Origin of the sequence: Prauserella alba (assembly GCF_024171735.1) — a bacterium.
GTDB classification, from domain to species: domain Bacteria; phylum Actinomycetota; class Actinomycetes; order Mycobacteriales; family Pseudonocardiaceae; genus Prauserella; species Prauserella alba.
Genome location: NZ_JAMTCH010000003.1, coordinates 1,730,144 through 1,748,538, shown reverse-complemented (window position 1 = coordinate 1,748,538; position 18,395 = coordinate 1,730,144). Strand labels below are relative to the sequence as shown.

Here is an 18,395-nt window from a genome sequence, read left to right as displayed (position 1 = left end):
GTCATGGAACCGGACGAGACGTTGCGCTAGGCGCTTCGGCTGGCGGTGGATCCGCCGGGCGGGGTCTCGATCGAGGCGTTGCGTGAGCTCGCTCGCCGCCGCCACGGACGGTCAGTACTGTCGCGAATCGACGGACAGGCCGGCGAGGAAGTGATCGACTCACTCGCCGACCTCAACCCAGCGCTCGGGCACCACGTCGCGGCGTTCGGCTTCGGCGACATCCATGACCGTCCGGGCTTGGATCCCCGGAGCCGCCAACTCGTCACTCTGGGCTCCTTGATCGCGCTCGGCGGCTGCGAACCACAGCTCAAGGTGCACATCGGCGCGGCACTGAACGTGGGCATCAGCCGGGAAGAAATCACCGAGGTCATCCTGCACGCCGCCTGCTACTGCGGATTCCCCCGCGCCGTGCATGCCACCTTCGCAGCGCGGGAGGTCTTCACCGAGCGCGACACCGCTCCCGCCAACTGAGCCCTGTCCCTCGACCGGGCCAGCAGCCTCGCCGGCTGCCGGCCCTTCCCGTGCCCGGAGGGCAACGTTCATGACGGCCCACCCCGACAGGGTCGTCGCGAAGGGGGCTGGCGTCACGGCGTTCGATGTCGCATTCTCGATCACCGCCGCGCTCCGCCTGCCGGGCGAGGTGCGGTGCGCCGGCAGGCGACCGCCTCACCGGCACGGTTCGAACAACGGAGTTCACATGGAACCGCAGTCCCCACTGCACGGGTCCTCACCGCAGGACGACGACCGCCGCCGAGTGGACCGACGGAAGCTGACGGCCGGTGAACGGAAGGTGCTGGCCAGCACTCTCGCCGGAACGTCCATCGAGTGGTTCGACTTCTTCATCTACGCGCAGGCCGCGGGCCTGGTGCTCGCGCCGCTGTTCTTCGGCCCGCTCAGCGAGGAATCTCCCGGGCTCGCCGCGGTCGTGTCGCTGGCGACGATCGGCATCAGCTTCCTCTTCCGGCCACTCGGCGCCATCATCGCCGGCCGGTACGGCGACCGACTCGGCCGCAAGAAGATGCTGGTGCTCACACTCGTCACCATGGGCGGGGCGACGTCGCTCATCGGCCTGCTCCCGACTTACAGCGAGATCGGCATCGCGGCCCCGATCCTGCTGATGCTGCTGCGGATCCTGCAGGGATTCTCCGCCGGCGGCGAATGGGGCGGCGCCGCGCTGATGGCGGTGGAGCACGCGCCGGTGAACCGGCGAGGCGTGTTCGGTGCGTACCCGCAGATCGGCGTTCCCATCGGTCTGATCCTCGCTACCGGCATGCTGTGGGCGGTCACGTCGCTCACCACGGCGGCGCAGTTCGAGGCGTGGGGCTGGCGGATTCCGTTCCTGTTCTCGGTGGTGCTGGTCGTCGTGGGCTACGCGATCCGGCGGGCCGTCGAGGAGAGCCCGGTGTTCCAGGAGATGCTGGAACGCCGGAAGGAATCGTCGGCACCGTTGCGGGACCTGATGCGCCGCAACAAACGGGAAGTCCTGCTGACCGCGCTGATCTTCGTGGGCAACAACGCGGCCGGCTACCTGGTCATCGCGTACTTCCTGACCTACGGCACGAACGTGCTCGGGCTGGAGCGGTCGGCGATCCTCACGGTCATCGTCATCGCCTCGGTGGCCTGGCTGGCGTCCACGCTGTGGGGCGGCATGCTGTCGGACCGCATCGGCCGGGTGCGCACGTTCCAGTTCGGCTACGCCTTCATGTTCCTGTGGATGTTGCCCATGTTCCTGCTGGTCGACACCGGTGACCTGACGCTGTTCGCCGTGGGCATCGTGATCCTGGCCCTGGGACTCGGCTTCTCGTACGGCCCGATGTCGGCCCTGTACGCCGAGATGTTCCCGGTGAGCGTGCGCTACTCGGGCGTGTCGATCGGGTACGCGCTCGGTGCGATCCTCGGCGGTGCGTTCGCACCGACGATCGCGGAACTGCTGGTGCAGGGCACCGGATGGGGCGGTTCGGTCGGCCTGTACATCATGCTGCTCGCCGTGATCTCCGGCGGCGCGGTGTCACTGGTGAAGGAACCGAAGGGGACCGACCTCGGGGTCGAAGCGACCGGCCGGACCTCGGCCGACCACGCAGGCACCTGAGCGCACGACCCGCGTGACCGCACCCGAGCGGGCGTCGTGGCCCTGCCGCGCCGGCGGCGGCCCACGACGCCCGCTCGCCTGCTGCGAGGAGCCCGCGGCACGGGAGGCCGCCCGACCGACGAAGGGAGGTGCGGTCGGGCGAACGTGCGACCGGAGCCGGCTCAGCACACGCCGTCGCTCCGCCGGGGGATGCCGAGGCCGAACAGCGGACGGAGTTTGATGCCGACCCAGGTGCCGAACAGCGCGAACGCGCCCCACAACCAGCCGTGCAGGCTGCCGGTGGAGATGCCGCCGAGGTAGGCACCGATGTTGCAGCCGCCGGCGAGGCGTGCACCGATTCCCATCAGGATGCCGCCGAGGACCGCGGCGACGGCCGTGCGCCACGGGATCTCCGCCCGGATCTTCCACGCACCGGCCGCGGCGGAGGCGACGGCCGCGCCGAGGATGATGCCCACGTTCGTGAGCGTCGTCTTCTCCGTCCACACCGAATCGCCGAGCATCTCGGCGAACCGCGGCTGCTGCCAGAAGTCCCACGTCTCGGGGTGCAGGCCGATCAGCTGGAGCAGCTTCGCACCCCACAACGCGAACGCGGTCGTCACGCCCCAGATGCCACCGGAGACGAGCACCACCGCGGCGGCCAGCACGCCCAGTACGACAGCACCCACCAGCATCGGCCAGGAACCGCGCAGCACCCGGGCGAAGCCGCGCGCGGTGGGTGGAGCGCCGACCGGCGGCGGGTTGCGCCGGGCCTGCACGACACGGGTCGCCACGACGATGAGCAGCAGCACGGCGATCGTGATCGCCCAGGAACCGAACCATCCGACGTGGTCGGACAGCAGCAGACCGGGCACCGCAGGCCAGCCGTCGAGCACGGGGAACGCGAACGTGTAGAGCACGGAGCCGACGACGAACCCACCGAGCGTCAACACGATCGTCGACTGGCCCGATCCGACGGCGAACAGCGTGCCCGACGCGCACGCACCGCCCAGTTGCATGCCGATCGCGAACAGCGTGGCGCCGACGAACAGCGCGAGGCCGATGGGACCGGCGCTCGCCTCGGGTGTGGTGCCGAAGAGGCCGGTGCCGGTGCCGACGACCAGCGCGATGAGCGTGGCCGCCGTGCCGAGCAGCAGTGTGTGAGCCCGCAGCCCCTCACCGTTGCCGACACCGATCAGCTGCCGCCATGCGGAGGTGAAGCCGAACCGCGAATGAAACAGCGCCACACCGAGCAGCAGGCCGATGACCAGCAGCGCGCCGAAGCGGGCTCCGTGCACGGACCAGACGTACCAGGCGAGCGCGAGCGCTGCGATTCCCGCGACGACGAGCGGCACCGGCCGCACGGGCCCCTCCGGCTGCCGGTGCGGCGCCGGCCGCGAGGTCGGCGACGTGGTCAGGAAGCTGCGCACGGGTGTCGGGTCGGTGTCGGTGGACACGGTCGCTCCTGCGTCGGTGCTGCGGCGGGCGCGCGGCGATCCTCAGTGGAATCGCCGCGACCCGCGGGGTCGATTGGGTGGCGGGCCCGTGGCCGCTCTCACGCTCGGCAGCGGTGGCCGGTCACACTGCGCTCGGCAGTGGCGGCCGGTTCACTGTGGCGGTTCACATCGAGGCCGGTGACGCCGTGGCCGGTGACGCCGTGGCCGAGATGCGGCGGTCGCGAGCCGGGTGCGGCGCCGGTGCCTGCTTCGCACTTTACGTCGGGGCGCGGCACGCACGACCGACGTCCACTATCCGGGACGCCCGGACCCCGTCGCCGTGACGGCTTCGTCGGTGTCGACGATCTCGGGCGGGTCGAACGCGCGGACGGCGGGAACGTCGGGGCCGGCGGGTTCGATCTCGACGAGCGTGGTGCCGGACGTCGGCCCCTGGGCGAGCCGGGACGTTCCGACGTCGCGGGTCAGGACGTTCGGGTTGCCGTGACGGCAGACCCCGTCGGCGTCCGGGTCGAACCACGCGCCCGTGGCCAGCACCGCCACACCGGGCCGCACCGCGTCCGTGAGCCGCGCACCCGCGAGGCAGGCCCCGCGATCGTTGTGGATCCGCACGGCATCGCCGTCGGCGATGCCGCGGTCACGGGCGTCGTCGGGGTGCAGGTCGACGGGTTCGCGGCCGCCGACCTTCGAATCCCGGCTGATGCGGCCGCCGTCGTACTGCGAGTGCAGCCGCGTCTTCGGCTGGTTCGACACCAGGTGCAGGCCGTGGCGCTCGGCGGCCTCGGTGCCGAGTCGCTCGTACGGTTCGAGCCAGACGGGCATGCCGGGACAGTCGGGATAGCCGAACGCGGCGACCGTGTCGCTGACCAGTTCGATCCTGCCGGACGGGGTCGCGAGGGGAGCCCCCGCGGGATCGGCGCGCAGTGCGGCGAACGAACCGCCGTCGGGCGTCATGTCCTTCTCGGGCAGGGCCGCCGACCCCGTACGCCAGAACTCGTCGAAGCCGGGAAGGTCGATTCCCTCGGCACCGAGCCGCTCGCGCGTGCGGTCGTACAGTTCGCGCACCCACTGCCCTTCGGTGCGGCCTTCGGTGAACCGTTCACCGAAGCCGAGCCGCTCGGCGAGTGCCGCGAAGACCGCGTGGTCGGTGCGTACGTCCGCGGGTGGCGGCACCGCGCGGTGCATGGCGGTCATGGTCGAGTCGGCGGCGCCCAGCGCGAAATCGTCCCGCTCGAGCGTGGTGGCCACCGGGAAGACGATGTCGGCACGCCTGGCCGTCGCGTTCCACCACGATTCGTGGACGATCACCGTGTCCGGGCGCTGCCACGCCCGCTCCAACCTGCCGAGGTCCTGGTGGTGGTGGAACGGGTTGCCACCCGCCCAGTACACGAGGCGGGTGTCCGGGAAGGTGATGCGCTCGCCGTCGTAGTCGATCGTCCCGCCCGGGTCGAGGAGCATGTCGGCGATCCGCGCCACCGGGATGCGGGCCACGGCGCCGCCGGCGGGCTGGGGCAGCGCGGCGATCCGCCGATGGCCGCGGGTGCCGTGCTCGGCGATGCCCAGACCGCCCGCCGGCCCGCCGCCCGGCAGGCCGCACGATCCGGACAGTGCCGCCAGCGCGATGCCCGCCCAGTACGGCTGTTCGCCGTGGTCGTGCCGCTGGATCGACCATGCGAGGTTGATCACGGTGCGATGTGCGGCGATCGTGCGAGCGAGCTCGCGGATGGCGTCCGCCGGCACTCCGGTGATGCCGGAGGCCCATGCCGGATCCTTCGCCGTGCCGTCGCTCCGGCCGAGCACGTAGTCACCGAACCGGTCGAAACCGACGCAGCAGCGGGTCGCGAAGTCGGTGTCGGCGAGTCCCTCGGCGAGCAGGACGTGGGTCAGCGCCAGCATCAGCGCCGTGTCGGTCCCCGGCCGCAGCGGCAGCCACTGCGCGCCGAGCTCGTCCGCGGCGTCGTCGCGGACGGGGGAGACGTTGACGAACCGCACCCCGGCCCCGGCCGCGGCGCGTTGCCACGACGTCTGCGTGTGCCTGCTCGGACCGCCCGGCACCATCTGCGTGTTCTTCGCGGCCAGCCCGCCGAACGAGACGACGAGGCCTGCGTGCTCGGTGATCTCCCGCCATGTCGGCCCGCGCTCGTGCAGGCTCGTCGGCGTGCCGCCGATCACGTGCGGCAGCACGACCTCCATGGCGGCGAAGCTGTAGGTGTTGACCGACGCGGTGTACCCGCCTGCCATGGCGAGGAACCGGTGGATCTGGCTCTGTGGATGGTGGAACCGCCCGGCGCTTCCCCAGCCGTAGGAGCCGCCGTAGATCGCCGCAGGCCCGTGCTCGGCGCGGACCCGGGCGAGCTCACCCGCCGCGAGTTCGACCGCGCGTTCCCAGGTCACGGTGACGAACCGGTCCCGTCCGCGGACCGAGTCGCCCTCGCCCAGGAGCCAGCCTTCGCGCACCATCGGGCGGGTGATCCGGTACGGCGCGTGGTTCACCTCGCCTGCGCCCGCCCCGATCGGCGACGGATCCGGATCCCCCGGATGCGGTTCCACCGCGACGACCCGGTCACCGGAGGACACCACGTCGTAGCGGCCCCAGTGGAAGGTCGTCGGGGTGCGGGCCGTCCCACCTGCCGCACTGTCACCACTCACACCGGCGACGGTACTCGCGCGCGGTGCGGACGGCGGCCACGGCCGCGCCCGCGGCACGGGCATCGGCGCGCACCCGGCTCGGCGACTGCACTGCCGAGCCGGGTGCGCGCGAGTAATCTCCGATTCTGTGACCTGACGTGACCGTGGTCACGCCGGCGGGGCCGGCGGTAGGTATCCGAGGGGAGCGCAGTCCATGGCAACGATCGTGGCAGGGATCGACGGGTCCGCATCGGCGATGCACGCGGCGGTGTGGGCGGGCCGTGAGGCCGAACGGCGGGGTGACACGGTGCGGCTGGTTTTCGCCTACTTCGTGCCGAGCGGTGCCTATCCGGCGTTCGTGTACTCGGTGGAGAAGGTACGGGCGGGTGTCGAACAGCAGGCCCAGACTGCATTGGACGCCGCGCGGACCGAGATCGCGCAGGCAGTTCCGGGTGTTGAGGTGGAGGCGCAACGGACCGAGGGCCAGCCGGCCCACGTGCTGGCGAAGGAGTCGCGCGGTGCGAGATGTGTGGTGATCGGCTCGCGTGGGCTCGGCGGCTTCACCGGCATGCTCGTCGGATCCGTGGCGGTGTCACTGGCCGGACATGCCCACAGCGACGTCATCGTGGTCCGCGGTAAACGCTACGACGACCCTCCTCCGACGACAGGGCACGTGGTCGTTGGTGTGGACGGGTCGGAGCATGCGCGGCGGGCGTTGGCGTATGCCTTCGACGCCGCGCAGCTACGCGGCGTGCCACTCGTTGCGGCGCATACCTGGAACGATGTGATCGCGACCGAAGGACCTTACGCATATCCGTTCCCGACGGACCTGACGGAGGTGGAGGCCGCAGGGCGCACGCTCCTCGACGAAGCGCTGGCGCCGTGGCGGGAACGCTACCCGGAGGTCGAAGTGCGCGAGGTGCTCGAGGCAGGGCGGCCGGTCCGCGCGTTGTTGCGGCACGCCGAGGGCGCGCAGCTCGTGGTGGTCGGCACGCGGGGCCGCGGCGGTTTCTCAGGCATGCTGCTCGGGTCGACGAGCCAGGCGCTGGTGATCCACGCGCCGTGCCCGGTCGTCGTGGCTCGGCCGGAGGAATCGGGAGCCTGACCTGATGAACGTCCGCCAGGTGCTGTCCGGTCCGGCGGGCGTCGCCGTGCGCGCAGGCATCCGCGCCCCGTCGCAGCACAACACCCAGCCGTGGCGGTTCCGGGTACTCGCCGACGGTGTCGAGGTGCTGCGGGACACCGACCGCGTGCTCGAACACGGGGACGACGACGGCCGCGGTGCCGACCTGGCGTGCGGCGCTGTGCTGTGCAACATGCGGGCCGCGCTGGCCGCCGCGGGGCACGCGTGCGCCGTCGAGGTGCTGCCCGACGGGCAGCGCACCGAACTGGCGGGCATCGTGTGGTTCACGGGTCCGCGGCGCCCGGGTCCGGAGGAGCTCGCACTGGGGACGGCCGTCGCGCGCCGCGTCACGAACCGCAGGCCGTTCGCCGACCGGGCGGTCCCGACGTCGCTGCGGCGCCGGCTCACGGGTGCGGCCGAGGCCGACGGGGCCCGGCTCGTGCTGTTGTCACCGGCCGAACTCGACACCTTCGCCGCGTTGCTGCGCCGTGCGGATCATCTGCTGGAGCGAGACGCGGCGTACCGCGCCGAGCTGGCCGCATGGACCCACGACGGCGAACGGCCGGACGGGGTGCCCGCATCGGCCGGCGGGCCCTGCCCGGCACCGGGCACGTTGCTGGCCATGCGCGACTTTGGCGCGGCCCGCCGGGGTGCGGACGAGCGGCCGGCGGCCCAGCGGGCCTTCGAACGTGACCCGTGCGTGGCGGTGTTGACCACCACCGGCGACACGCGGCGGCACCGGATCGGGGCGGGCATCGCGCTGGAACACGTGTTGCTGGCCGCCACATCGCGCGGGCTGAGCGCGTCGTTCCTCCCGCAGCCGGTGGAGGTCGAATCCACTCGGTTCGAGCTCACGACTGCGCTGGGCGGGCGTGGGTACCCGCAGACGGCGTTGCGGCTCGGCTACGGATATCCCGGTGCGACGACCCCGCGGCGGCCGGTCGAGGACGTGACGAGTTACGCCGGGTGAGGGCTTACGTTCGGCCATGTCGAAAGGAGCGCGAGGTATGGAGACCGAACCGCCAGTGTTGCGTGACGGCCCGGTGGTGGTCGGGACCGACGGGTCCGACGGCGCGGCCCGCGCACTGGACTGGGCCGCCGACATGGCCGCCCGGAGTAACCGGTCGCTGCGCATCGTGCACGCCTTCACCTACGTACAGGGCTTCTACGGCGGCGATCTGCCCGCGAGTCCCGAGGTATATCAGGCGATGGAGGACGAGGGACGCAAGTTCCTCGACGATGCGCGCGCCAGGGTCATGGCCCGTGCGCCGGAACTTGCCGTCGACACCGACATGCCGCTGCAAGGTGCGGTCCCACTGCTGGTGGACGAATCGGAGCAGGCGAGCGTGGTGGTGGTCGGGACCTCGGGTCGCGGCGGGTTCACGGGCATGATGGTCGGCTCGACGTCGGTGTCGCTGACCGCGCACGCGCGGTGCCCCGTGGTCGTCGTGCGAGGTGGTGGCAGCGGGCTCGCCACGGAGGGGCCGGTGGTCGTCGGCGTCGACGGCAGCGGAGTGAGCACGGACGCCGTGACGACCGCGTTCCAGGCCGCGTCACTGCTCGGTGCCCCACTGGTCGCGGTGCACGCGTGGGCGGATGTCGAGTACGACTGGGGCCTGCCCGAGATGGTCGAAGGCTCGTCACGGGAGCAGTCCGAGCAGGTGGTGCTGTCGGAAGCACTGGCCGGCATGCCGAAGTGGTATCCGGACGTGCCCGTCGAGCGGATCGTCGTGCCGGGTAAACCGCGCAGGCACCTGTTGGAGCGGTCCCAGGGTGCACGACTGCTGGTGGCCGGCAGCCGCGGGCGCGGCGGCTTCCGCGGCATGCTGCTGGGCTCGACCAGTCAGGCGCTCATCCATCACGCTTCGTGCCCGGTCATGATCGTCCGCCCGCAGCGAGGCTGACCGGCGGGCCGCGGGCGACAGGTCAGGCCGGGCGGGGCCGGGGGCCGAGCGGCGGGTGCGTGAAGTCGACGACGCGGTCGCGGCGCACCCACGTCGGTTCGGCGTCGTCGGCGGCGCCGTCGGGACGGGTCGGCAGCCAGACCACGGCCGCATAGGGATCGGATACGGGCGGTGCGACGACGTGTCCGTGGACGACGCTCTCATCGAGGTGTTCGTGGACGCGGTGCCGCGTGGCCGCCGCGCCGCCCGGCAGATAGGTGACGCGGTCTCCGAGGCCGATGTCGTCCGGACGTTCGATCATGGCGACTCCCTTCGCGTGCTTGCCGGTGCCCGAGCGCGCCGGTGCCTGCCGGCGGCGCGTCCGGACGTGCCGCCGTCCGGTTCTTCCGGGACGCCCCTGCTGCGTCCGGTCCGGTCCCGCCGTGGCCGTCCTCGCCTCAGGCGTGCGCGGCGCTCGGTGTGTGCACGTTTCCCCGAACGGCAAGCTACACCCGCGGGTGTGGTGCGGACACGGGTCGACGGCGGTGGGAGGGCGGGTGGTATGGGCCGGAGTTGCGGGTCGCGTTGCGCATCGTCGCCGGTACAACTAAGTCCACAGTGGACCCGGTGACGCTTACCCGGCGGTTAGTGACATAAGTCACAGATCTAGGGTTTGTCGTGTGACAGCCGCATGAACGGGGTGCTCGAAGGTTTTCTGGTCATCGGATTCGTGGTCGCGGTCGGATACGTCCTCGGCCGGTCCGGTGCACTCGGCGGATCGGCCATGCAGGTGCTGTCGCGCACCGCGTTCTTCGTCGGCAGCCCGGCACTGCTGTTCGGGACGCTCGCGCGCACCGACGTCGGCTCGGTCTTCTCCACCGCGCTGCTCGTCACCGGCGTCACCAGCACCCTCGCGTGCGCGCTGTACCTGCCGTTCGGGCTGATACGGCGCAGGGCGGCGGGCGAGCTCACCGTCGGCTCGATGGCCAGCGGCTACGTCAACGCGGGCAACCTCGGCATCCCGATCGCGACCTACGTGCTGAACGGCGTCGCGGACGTGGCGCCGGTGCTGCTGTTCCAGCTGGCGGTGTTGACCCCGGTGTTCACGTCGGTGCTCGACGTCCTGTCCGAACGTGCCGGCGGTGGCAGCCCGAACTGGCTACGGGCGTTCAGCGCACCGCTGCGCAATCCGCTCGCGCTGGCGAGCGCCGCCGGGATCGCCAGTTCCGCGACGGGCGTGATCCCGCCGGAGGCTGTGATGGACCCGATCGAGCTGCTGGGCAACCTCGCCGTGCCCGCGATGCTGCTCGCGTTCGGGATCTCGCTGCACGCCTCGACCCTGCCGGGCCGTGACCGTGACCTGCGCTCCTCGCTGATCACGGTCGTGGCGCTGAAGAACCTGGTGCATCCGGTGCTGGCGTGGGTACTCGCCACGGCGGTCGGCGCAGGGCAGCACGCACTGCTCGCGGCCGTGGTGTGTGCGGCGCTGCCCACCGCACAGAACGTCTTCGGCTACGCGGTCCGGTTCGACCAGGGTGTGCAGCTCGCACGCGACGCGGCGCTCACGACGACGATCGTCTCGCTGCCGACGCTGTTCGCCGTGGTCGCGGTCGTGGGCTGACGTCGACGGCATGCCGGGCACGTCCGGACACCACGACGACGCCGGCACGACTCGGCCGAACGGTGCGCGGGCGGTCACCCGCAGCCCGTCGCACGAAGCGCCGGAACGGCTCAGCCGTGGTACAAGAGAAGACCCGAGGTGCACACGGCTTGGTGACGGAGAGCATATGGAACTGGTGATCACGGCCGACCGAAGTGACGATGCCTTCTTCGTCCACGCGAAGGGCGAAGTGGATCTGGGCACGGTGGCTCAGCTCAACTCGGCTCTCGACGCGGCGTGCGACGACGTCTCGCCCCCCATGGCCGTGGTCGCCGACCTCAGCGGGGTCACCTTCCTGGCCTCGTCCGGACTCAGCGCCCTCGTCAGGGCACACGAACGCTGTGACCAGGCCGGCACGCCGCTGCGCGTCATCGTCGGGAACCGTGCGGTGCTGCGCGGCTTCGAGGTGACCGGTCTGGACAAGTTCCTCGACCTGCGTGAGAGCGAATAGCGACCGCGGGGCATAGGGTGTCGCCCATGGCGGTCTACTACGACGTACATCAGGACAATCCTCAGCCGCGGTCGATCGGTAAGGTCGTCGACCTGCTCCGCTCCGGCGGGCTGATCGCCTACCCCACGGATTCGTGTTTCGCGCTCGGTACCTCGCTCGACAATCGTGAGGGTCTCGACCGGATCCGGAGCATCCGCAAGCTGGACGACAAGCACCACTTCACCCTCGTGTGCCAGGACTTCTCGCAGTTGGGGCAGTTCGTCCACGTCGACAACAGCGTCTTCCGGGCGATCAAGTCCGCGACACCCGGCCAGTACACGTTCATCCTGCCCGCGACGAAGGAAGTGCCGCGGCGGCTGCTGCACCCGAAGAAGAAGACCGTCGGTGTGCGCATTCCGGACCACGTGACGACCCAGGCGCTGCTGGAGGGGCTCGGTGAGCCGCTCGTGTCGAGCACCCTGCTGCTGCCGGGGGAGGATGAGCCGCTCACGCAGGGCTGGGAGATCAAGGAGGCGCTCGACCACGTGCTGGATGCGGTGATCGACTCGGGCGACTGCGGGATCGAGCCGACGACCGTCGTCGACTTCAGCGGCGACGAGCCGGAGATCGTGCGGGTCGGTGCCGGAGACCCCTCGCGGTTCGAGTAGCGGCCGGGCCGACCTCACTCGGGCGCGGTGAGCACGCACCGGGTGCGGCGGTAGATGGTCGGCATGCACTTGTTGCAATGCACGCACAGCGAACGGTGCTGCGGTTCGGACCGCAGCCGGTTCGGCAGATCGGGTTCGCGCAGCAGTGCCCTGGCCATGGCGACGAACGCGAAGCCGTGGCCCATCGCCAGGTCCATCGTGTCGCGACCGGTGATGCCGCCCAGCAGCACGAGCGGCAGGTCGAGGGCGTCACGGAACTGGAGCGCACGGTCGAGCAGGTAGGCGTCCCGGTAGGGGTAGCTGCGCAGGAACGCCGAACCCGCGAGGCGCAGCCCGGTCCGCAGCGGTGTGCCGAACGCTCCCGCGAACTCCTTCACGGGGGCGTCCCCGGTGAACAGGTACATCGGGTTGAGCAGCGAGCTGCCGGCCGTGAGGGCCAGCGCATCGAGGGTGCCGTCGGCCTCGAGCCGGCGCGCGACCTGCAGGCTCTCGTCCAGCCAGAGCCCGCCCGGTACGCCGTCGTCCATGTTGAGCTTGGCGGTGACGGCGACCCGGCTGCCCACGGCGTCGCGCACCGCGGCGGCGGTGTCCCTGGCGAGTCGCGCCCGGCGCGCGAGCGAGCCGCCGTAGCCGTCGGACCTGCGGTTCAGGGCGGGGCTGAGGAACGAGCTGATCAGGTAGTTGTGGCCGAAATGAAGCTCGACGGCGTCGAACCCGGCAGCCACCGCGACCCGCGCGGCGTCGGCGTGTGCTGCGACGACCCCGGCGAGGTCGGACTCGCTCGCGCGCCGCATCACGCGCATGCTGAGCGGGCTGGGCAGTGCGTGGGGAGCGAGGGCGGGAAGGCCATTCGACGCGCCGTTGGCGACCGGTCCCGCGTGGCCGAGCTGAGCGCTGACGGCGGCCCCTTCCGCATGCACCGCATCGGTGAGCCTGCGCAGGTCCGGCACGGCCTCGGGCCGCATCAGGATCTGGTGACGATCGGTCCGGCCCTCCGGGGCGACCGCGCAGTAGGCGACGGTCGTCATGCCCGCGCCGCCGCGGGCGACCTCGACGTGGAAGTCGACGAGGGCGTCGGTGACGGCGCCCGCCGGAGTGCGGCCTTCGAACGTCGCCGCCTTGATGATGCGGTTGCGCAACGTGACCGGTCCGAGTGTGGCGGAGTCGAAGACGTCCGGAACTGCTGTGGTCACGGGGCCTCCACGTACGGGCCGGGTGCGTGCCGGTTCGGGGCGCGTCATCGCGGCGGGGCGGAGAGCCCGGCGACGGTGAACGCGCGCAGTGAGCGGAAGCTGCCGCGCGTCGGCGGTTCCGCCGGTCCGGCTGCGGACAGGGTGTGCAGGATGAGGTCGAAGGCCAGCAGCAGTCTGCGCGCGGCTTCCGTGCCGCCGAGCCCGGGTACCGCAGTGCGCAGGAGCGCGATCCACGGCCGCAACCCGAACCAGCCGGAGGCGAACCCGACGTCACGTCGCGCCAGCACGACCCGGGCCAGCAGCCGCAGCTGCAGGCGGCCGTGCTCGGTGCGGGTCAGCTCGCCGAGCGGGGTCAGCACGACGTCGACGAGCTCCCCGACCGCCGGTGGGTCACCCGCGCGGTGGCGGGCGGTGAGCCGGGTGAGGCCGTCGTGCCAATGGGGTGCCAGGCGTCGTTCGAGGAGCGCGCCGATGAGTGCTTCCTTCGAACCGAAGTGGTAGTGCACGGCCGCCGGGTTCATGCCCGCGGCGGCATTGATGGCGCGGATGGAGACCTCGTCGATGTCCCGCGCGAGCAACAGGGATTCGGCCGCATCGAGCAGCCGGTCGCGGGTACTCGGCCGGCCGGCGTCGACTGCGGGCGCGGGCAGGGCCGAGGATGCGGCCGTCGTTGGCATGCGGCCAGTAGACACGCAGCGGTGGCGCGCCTTCAAGTGGCGTTTCAATCAGTGATGGAATTCGAGCATTCCCGGCGCAGCCGACATGGGGAAGCGCGGCTCGGCGCCCGAACCGGGCGCCGGGTCGAACTGTCGCCGGCGACCCCGGCAGCGACTACCGTCACCATCATGTGCCGGAACATCACGACCCTGCGGGGACTCGAACCGTCGGCCACACCCGAGGAGATCGAGGCGGCCGCGCGGCAGTACGTGCGGAAGGTCAGCGGCGTCCAGAGCGTGTCCGATGCGACCCGCGAGCCGTTCGAACAGGCCGTCGCCGAGGTGACCGCCACGACGACGCGGCTGCTGGCGCAGCTGCCCGAACGGCGGCAGCCACCGCGGACCGTGCCACCTCTTCGTCGTCCCGAAGTGCAGGCCAGGGAGGCAGCGAAACGGACCTGACGGGTGCCGGCGCGCCGCCGGCACCCGGCGGCCGTCACTCCACCCGGTCGAGGTCGCTTCCCCGGGTCTCCTTGCTCGTCGCGACGGCGATCACGGTGATCAGCATCGTGACGACCAGATAGCCGACGACCATGCCGACGCCGAACGAGTCGATGAGCCACACGGCGATGAACGGGGCCGGGGCCCCGGCGATGATCGACGAGCCCTGGAACACCAGTGAGGATCCGGCGTACCGGCGCCGCGTCGGGAACAGCTCGGTGATCCACGCGGCCTCGGGCCCGGCGAGCATGCCGTGCAGGAAGGCGCCGACACACGTGCCCAGCCACAGCAGTGGCAGGCTCTCCTGCTGCACGAGCACGAAGAACAGCGGCGCCCAGACGACGAGCAGCACCGACGGGACGAGCATCGCCTTCTTCCTGCCCACTCTGTCCGACCACGCGCCGCCGCCGATCATGCCCGCGAACTGCGCCGCCGATGCGAAGGTGACCGCCAGGACGACGTCGCCCCGTTCGTAGCCGAAGTACGTCGTGGCGTAGGCGATGACGAACACGGTGTAGATGTAGAAGGCGATGTTCTCGCCGAGGCGCATGCCGAGGCCGTGCACCACCGGGCGCGGATTCCGGAGTGCCTCCAGCACGCTGGACCGGCGCGGCGTGGTCGCCGCCGGGGCGTTCTCCGGCTGCACGGCGGCACGTTCCTGCGCGGCCTGGAACACCGGCGACTCCTCGACGCTGCGGCGCACCCAGAAGCCGATGACCAGCAGCGGCAGTGCGACGAGGAACGCGAGTCGCCAACCCCACTGGTCGAACGCGTCACCCGGAAACACCAGCGCGATGGTGGTGACCACGACGGTGGCGAGCACCGTGCCGAGCGGCGCGCCCGCCTGCGGCCACGACGCCCAGAACCCGCGGCGTTTCGGCTCGCCGTACTCGCTGACCATCAGCACGGCTGCGCCGAACTCGCCGCCGAGCGCGAAGCCCTGGGTCAGCCGGAGCAGCACGAGCAGCAGCGTCGCCCACACCCCGACCTGCTCGTAGGTCGGCAGCAGGCCGATCGCCGCAGTGGACGTGCCCAGCAGCAGGAACGTCGTGACGAGCATCGGCTTGCGGCCGAACTTGTCACCGAGGTGGCCGAACACGATCCCGCCGAGCGGCCGGGCGATGAACCCGATTCCCTGCGTGGCGAGTGCGAGCAGCAGTTTGATGATGTCGCTCTCGCCAGGGAAGAAGAGCGGGCCGAGCACGGTCGCGGCGAGCACGCCGTAGATGGCGAAGTCGTACCACTCGAGGACGGCGCCTGCCATCGATCCGGTCAGGACGCGGCGGAAACTCGTGCCGCGCCTGCGGGGCAGGTCGTCGACGCGCGGGGAGGCCGATGACGTCATTGTCGGACGGTCCTTTCGCAAGGGGTGGGGAACCCGAGGGTGGGGAGAACCGGAGGAGGGGAGCGGGGGATCAGAGGCCGAGCGTGAGCGAGGCGCCGCAGGCGCGGGAGCAGCAGGTCATCATCCTGGTGCCCGCCGACCGTTCGGAGCGGGTGAGCACGACGTCGCGGTGGTCGACCTCGCCGCCGAGCACCGGTGCCTCACACGTGCCGCAGAGGCCTTCCTCGCAGTCGCTGGGCACGTCGATGTTGGCGGCGCGCAACGCCGCGAGAACGGTCTGATCGGGGGCGACCCGCACGGTGAGGCCGGAATCGGCGAGGGTGAGGTCGAAGGCGTGCTCGACGGCCGGGTCGAGCTCGTGGCCCGCGGTGGTGAAGTGTTCGACGCGGAGGGCGTCCCCGGGCCAGTGCGCACTGGCGCCGTCGAGTGCCGACAGGAGCCGCTGCGGACCGCACGCGTAGATCCGCGTGCCGTCGGTGGGCTCGGCGAGCAGCGCGGTGACGTCGAGCCGGTCGCCGGCCTCGGAGACGTGTTCGTGCAGGCGCGGCCCGTGGTCGCGGCGCACCCGGTCGAGCAGCGCCATGGTGCCGGTCGAGCGGCCGCAGTAGTGCAGCTCGTAGCTGCCGCCCGCGGCGCATACGGCATCGGCCATCGCGAGGATCGGGGTGATGCCGATGCCACCCGCGACGAACACGTGGTGGCGGGTGTCGGCGTCGAGGCGGAAGTGGTTCCGCGGGCCACGGACGGCGACGGACGTCCCCGGCCGCAGCTCGTCGTGCACGTACCGGGAGCCGCCACGGCTGCCGGGATCACGCAGCACGGCGATGCGGTAGCGGCTCCGGTCCTCGGGATCGCCGCACAGCGAGTACTGCCGGGACACCTCCCCGAGTTCCAGCTCGATGTGGGCGCCGGGGGACCACGACGGCAGGGCCGCGCCGGTCGGTTCGGCCAGCGTGATCTCGACGACGTCGCGGGCGGTGGGGTCGACCCGCTCCACGGTGAGGGTGCGGCTGAGCCCGCGGGTGGTGGGCTCGCCGATGCGCACCGGCTGCCGGGTGTCCAACAGGCCCGGCTCGCTGCGTTCCGGGTTGGCCGCGGGATCCCACTGCACCCACAGGTGCTCCGGGCCGCGGAACGACGTGTTCGGGACGTAGCTGAACCGCTGGCCGGGCACCAGGTCGAGATGCGGCAGTCTGCGTGTGAGCTCTTCGAGGAACACCTGCAGCTCCATCCGCGCGAGGTTCTTGCCCATGCACTGGTGGCTGCCGTAGCCGAACGTCAGGTGCTCGGTCGCATTGTCCCTGCGGACGTCGACGGTGTCCGGGTCCTCGAAGTGCCGTTCGTCGCGGTTGGCCGAGGAGTTGACGATCAGCAGCTTCGCCCCCGCGGGGACGGGCACGCCGCCGACGGTGGTGTCGGCGGTGACGAGTCGCCGCCATGCGGCCACCGACCCGGAGTGCCGCAGGCATTCCTCGACGGCGTTGGGGATCAGTCCTGGATCGGCGCAGAGCTCGTCCCACACCGTGCGGTTCTCCAGCAGGAGTTTCAGTGCGTTGGCCGCGGCGTTGGCGGTCGTCTCGTGCGCCGCGACGATGCCGGCCATCATCATCGAGTGGAGGTAGGAGTCGGTGATGATGTCCGGGTACTCCCGCTGCTTGCGGATGCTGTAGGGCATCCAGCCGTCGCCGGACGGGTCGCGCCGGAGCTTTTCGACGACCGTGCCCGCGAACTGCCAGAACTTGCCGACGTTCTCGGCGACCGTGAGCTGCTCCTCCGGTGAAGGCCTGCCCCACGTGTTGACGGTGTGGGCGATCGAGTACTTGCGCAGCGTCGCCATGTCCTCCTCGGGCACGCCGAGGAAGTGCAGCGCGACGGTGAGCGGGACCTCCCACAGCATCTCGTCGACGAGGTCGGCCTTGCCCACGTCGACGAACCGGTCGACGTACTCGCGGGTGAGCCTGCGGACGATGGGCTCGTGGTGGGCGAGCCGGTCGGGGGTGAACGGGCCCATCAGCACGCGGCGGCGCGGCATGTGCTCGGGCTCGTCCTCGTTCACGAGGGTGCGGTTCATCGCGTAGTCGTAGCGTTCGAGCGTCGCGATCGCCTCGTCGGAGACGGGAGTGATCTTCTCCAGCGCGATCGAGGGGGAGAACGTCGTGTTGTCGCGGAAGACCGCTTTCACGTCGTCGTAGCGCGTCACGACCCAGTAGCCGAGTGACGGGCTGTAGAACACCGGCTCGTCGTCGCGGGACCAGCGCACGGCTTCCGGCGGGTCGGCCTGGTACGCGTCGCCGAACGGATCGAACGCCGCCGCGCCGGCACTGACCGGACAGCCAGAGACCGGATCGGTCGGACGATCGACGTGGTCGGCGGGACACGACTCTGTGCTCATCGGCGCCCTCCTCGGCGTCTCTGCCGCGATCTACGCGCTACTGCGACCTACGGCGCTCCTGCGACGCGCTGTGCCACGGCGACCCGTGGTGTGACCGCGATCGGTGGTGTGACCGCGACGTGTGGGTGACGTGACCTTCGGCCGTGGTGCCGCAACCTGCAGTGTTACCAATATCGCACACCACAGATCGAATAGTGAACACGTGGAAGATAAGCGGGACCACCGTGGGCGTCAAGTGGCGACAGTGCCGGTCGGTCGGCGCGGCCCGGGGAAACTGCCGCGTCCGGGACGGCGGGGGAGAGACGGAGCGGAGGGCGCGAGAGGCGCAGTCGGGAGGGGTGCTGCGGGGAGGGGCGCAGTGGAGAGGGGTTCGCTGCGCCGCGCCGAGCGTCGGAAT

General features: G+C 71.2%; 16 protein-coding genes. 9 read left to right on the top strand and 7 right to left on the bottom strand.

The features are described from left to right. Positions 1 to 45: 45 nt before the first annotated feature. Both LY12_RS08045 and LY12_RS08040 read left to right on the top strand, forming a co-directional pair. Positions 46 to 471, top strand: coding sequence for a carboxymuconolactone decarboxylase family protein (locus LY12_RS08045; RefSeq protein WP_253854467.1), 426 nt, complete (start codon positions 46 to 48; stop codon positions 469 to 471). A 226-nt stretch (positions 472 to 697) separates the two neighbouring features. Continuing rightward, positions 698 to 2,089, top strand: coding sequence for an MFS transporter (locus LY12_RS08040; RefSeq protein ID WP_253854465.1), 1,392 nt, complete (start codon positions 698 to 700; stop codon positions 2,087 to 2,089). Between the two features lie 161 nt (positions 2,090 to 2,250). Here LY12_RS08040 and LY12_RS08035 read toward each other — a convergent pair whose 3' ends face one another. Both LY12_RS08035 and LY12_RS08030 read right to left on the bottom strand, forming a co-directional pair. Beyond that, positions 2,251 to 3,522, bottom strand: a complete 1,272-nt coding sequence (locus LY12_RS08035) for a YeeE/YedE family protein (RefSeq protein ID WP_253854463.1) — start codon at positions 3,520 to 3,522, stop codon at positions 2,251 to 2,253. A 291-nt stretch (positions 3,523 to 3,813) separates the two neighbouring features. Then, the gene (locus LY12_RS08030; protein ID WP_253854461.1) at positions 3,814 to 6,168 is read right to left on the bottom strand and encodes a molybdopterin-dependent oxidoreductase; all 2,355 of its coding nucleotides are present in this window, start codon (positions 6,166 to 6,168) and stop codon (positions 3,814 to 3,816) included. A 193-nt stretch (positions 6,169 to 6,361) separates the two neighbouring features. On the opposite strand from LY12_RS08030, the gene LY12_RS08025 reads away from it, so the two are divergent. From LY12_RS08025 to LY12_RS08015, 3 genes are read left to right on the top strand one after another with little or no spacing between them, the layout of a single operon-like run. Further along, on the top strand, positions 6,362 to 7,252 hold the full coding sequence (locus LY12_RS08025; RefSeq protein ID WP_253854459.1) for a universal stress protein: 891 nt from the start codon (positions 6,362 to 6,364) through the stop codon (positions 7,250 to 7,252). A gap of 4 nt (positions 7,253 to 7,256) precedes the next feature. Next, positions 7,257 to 8,240 (top strand): Acg family FMN-binding oxidoreductase, encoded by a 984-nt coding sequence (locus LY12_RS08020; protein WP_253854457.1) that lies wholly within the window; start codon positions 7,257 to 7,259, stop codon positions 8,238 to 8,240. A gap of 37 nt (positions 8,241 to 8,277) precedes the next feature. Further along, entirely contained in the window at positions 8,278 to 9,174 is an 897-nt protein-coding gene (locus LY12_RS08015) for a universal stress protein (RefSeq protein ID WP_253854455.1), read from the top strand. A gap of 22 nt (positions 9,175 to 9,196) precedes the next feature. On the opposite strand, the gene LY12_RS08010 is transcribed toward LY12_RS08015, so the two are convergent. Beyond that, a complete protein-coding gene (locus LY12_RS08010; protein ID WP_253854453.1) occupies positions 9,197 to 9,475 on the bottom strand; it encodes a hypothetical protein in 279 nt (92 codons plus the stop codon). Positions 9,476 to 9,844: 369 nt separating this feature from the next. On the opposite strand from LY12_RS08010, the gene LY12_RS08005 reads away from it, so the two are divergent. The 3 genes from LY12_RS08005 to LY12_RS07995 all read left to right on the top strand — a co-directional run bounded on the left by LY12_RS08005 (position 9,845) and on the right by LY12_RS07995 (position 11,911). Then, complete coding sequence (locus tag LY12_RS08005) at positions 9,845 to 10,774, top strand: AEC family transporter (protein ID WP_253854451.1); 930 nt, start codon at positions 9,845 to 9,847, stop codon at positions 10,772 to 10,774. 166 nt (positions 10,775 to 10,940) lie between these two features. Then, positions 10,941 to 11,264, top strand: a complete 324-nt coding sequence (locus LY12_RS08000) for an STAS domain-containing protein (protein WP_253854450.1) — start codon at positions 10,941 to 10,943, stop codon at positions 11,262 to 11,264. A gap of 26 nt (positions 11,265 to 11,290) precedes the next feature. Then, entirely contained in the window at positions 11,291 to 11,911 is a 621-nt protein-coding gene (locus tag LY12_RS07995; RefSeq protein ID WP_253854448.1) for an L-threonylcarbamoyladenylate synthase, read from the top strand. A 14-nt stretch (positions 11,912 to 11,925) separates the two neighbouring features. On the opposite strand, the gene LY12_RS07990 is transcribed toward LY12_RS07995, so the two are convergent. Both LY12_RS07990 and LY12_RS07985 read right to left on the bottom strand, forming a co-directional pair. Next, positions 11,926 to 13,104, bottom strand: coding sequence for an NADH:flavin oxidoreductase (locus LY12_RS07990; protein WP_253854446.1), 1,179 nt, complete (start codon positions 13,102 to 13,104; stop codon positions 11,926 to 11,928). Between the two features lie 44 nt (positions 13,105 to 13,148). Next, positions 13,149 to 13,781, bottom strand: a complete 633-nt coding sequence (locus tag LY12_RS07985; protein ID WP_253854444.1) for a TetR/AcrR family transcriptional regulator — start codon at positions 13,779 to 13,781, stop codon at positions 13,149 to 13,151. Between the two features lie 168 nt (positions 13,782 to 13,949). Between LY12_RS07985 and LY12_RS07980 the strand changes: the two genes are divergently transcribed. After that, entirely contained in the window at positions 13,950 to 14,222 is a 273-nt protein-coding gene (locus LY12_RS07980; protein WP_253854442.1) for a DUF2277 domain-containing protein, read from the top strand. A gap of 34 nt (positions 14,223 to 14,256) precedes the next feature. Here the strand turns inward: LY12_RS07980 and LY12_RS07975 are convergent, their stop codons facing one another. Together LY12_RS07975 and LY12_RS07970 are read right to left on the bottom strand one after the other, a co-directional pair. After that, complete coding sequence (locus LY12_RS07975; protein WP_253854440.1) at positions 14,257 to 15,606, bottom strand: MFS transporter; 1,350 nt, start codon at positions 15,604 to 15,606, stop codon at positions 14,257 to 14,259. A gap of 70 nt (positions 15,607 to 15,676) precedes the next feature. Further along, the gene (locus tag LY12_RS07970; RefSeq protein ID WP_253854438.1) at positions 15,677 to 17,998 is read right to left on the bottom strand and encodes a cytochrome P450/oxidoreductase; all 2,322 of its coding nucleotides are present in this window, start codon (positions 17,996 to 17,998) and stop codon (positions 15,677 to 15,679) included. Positions 17,999 to 18,395: the final 397 nt, after the last annotated feature.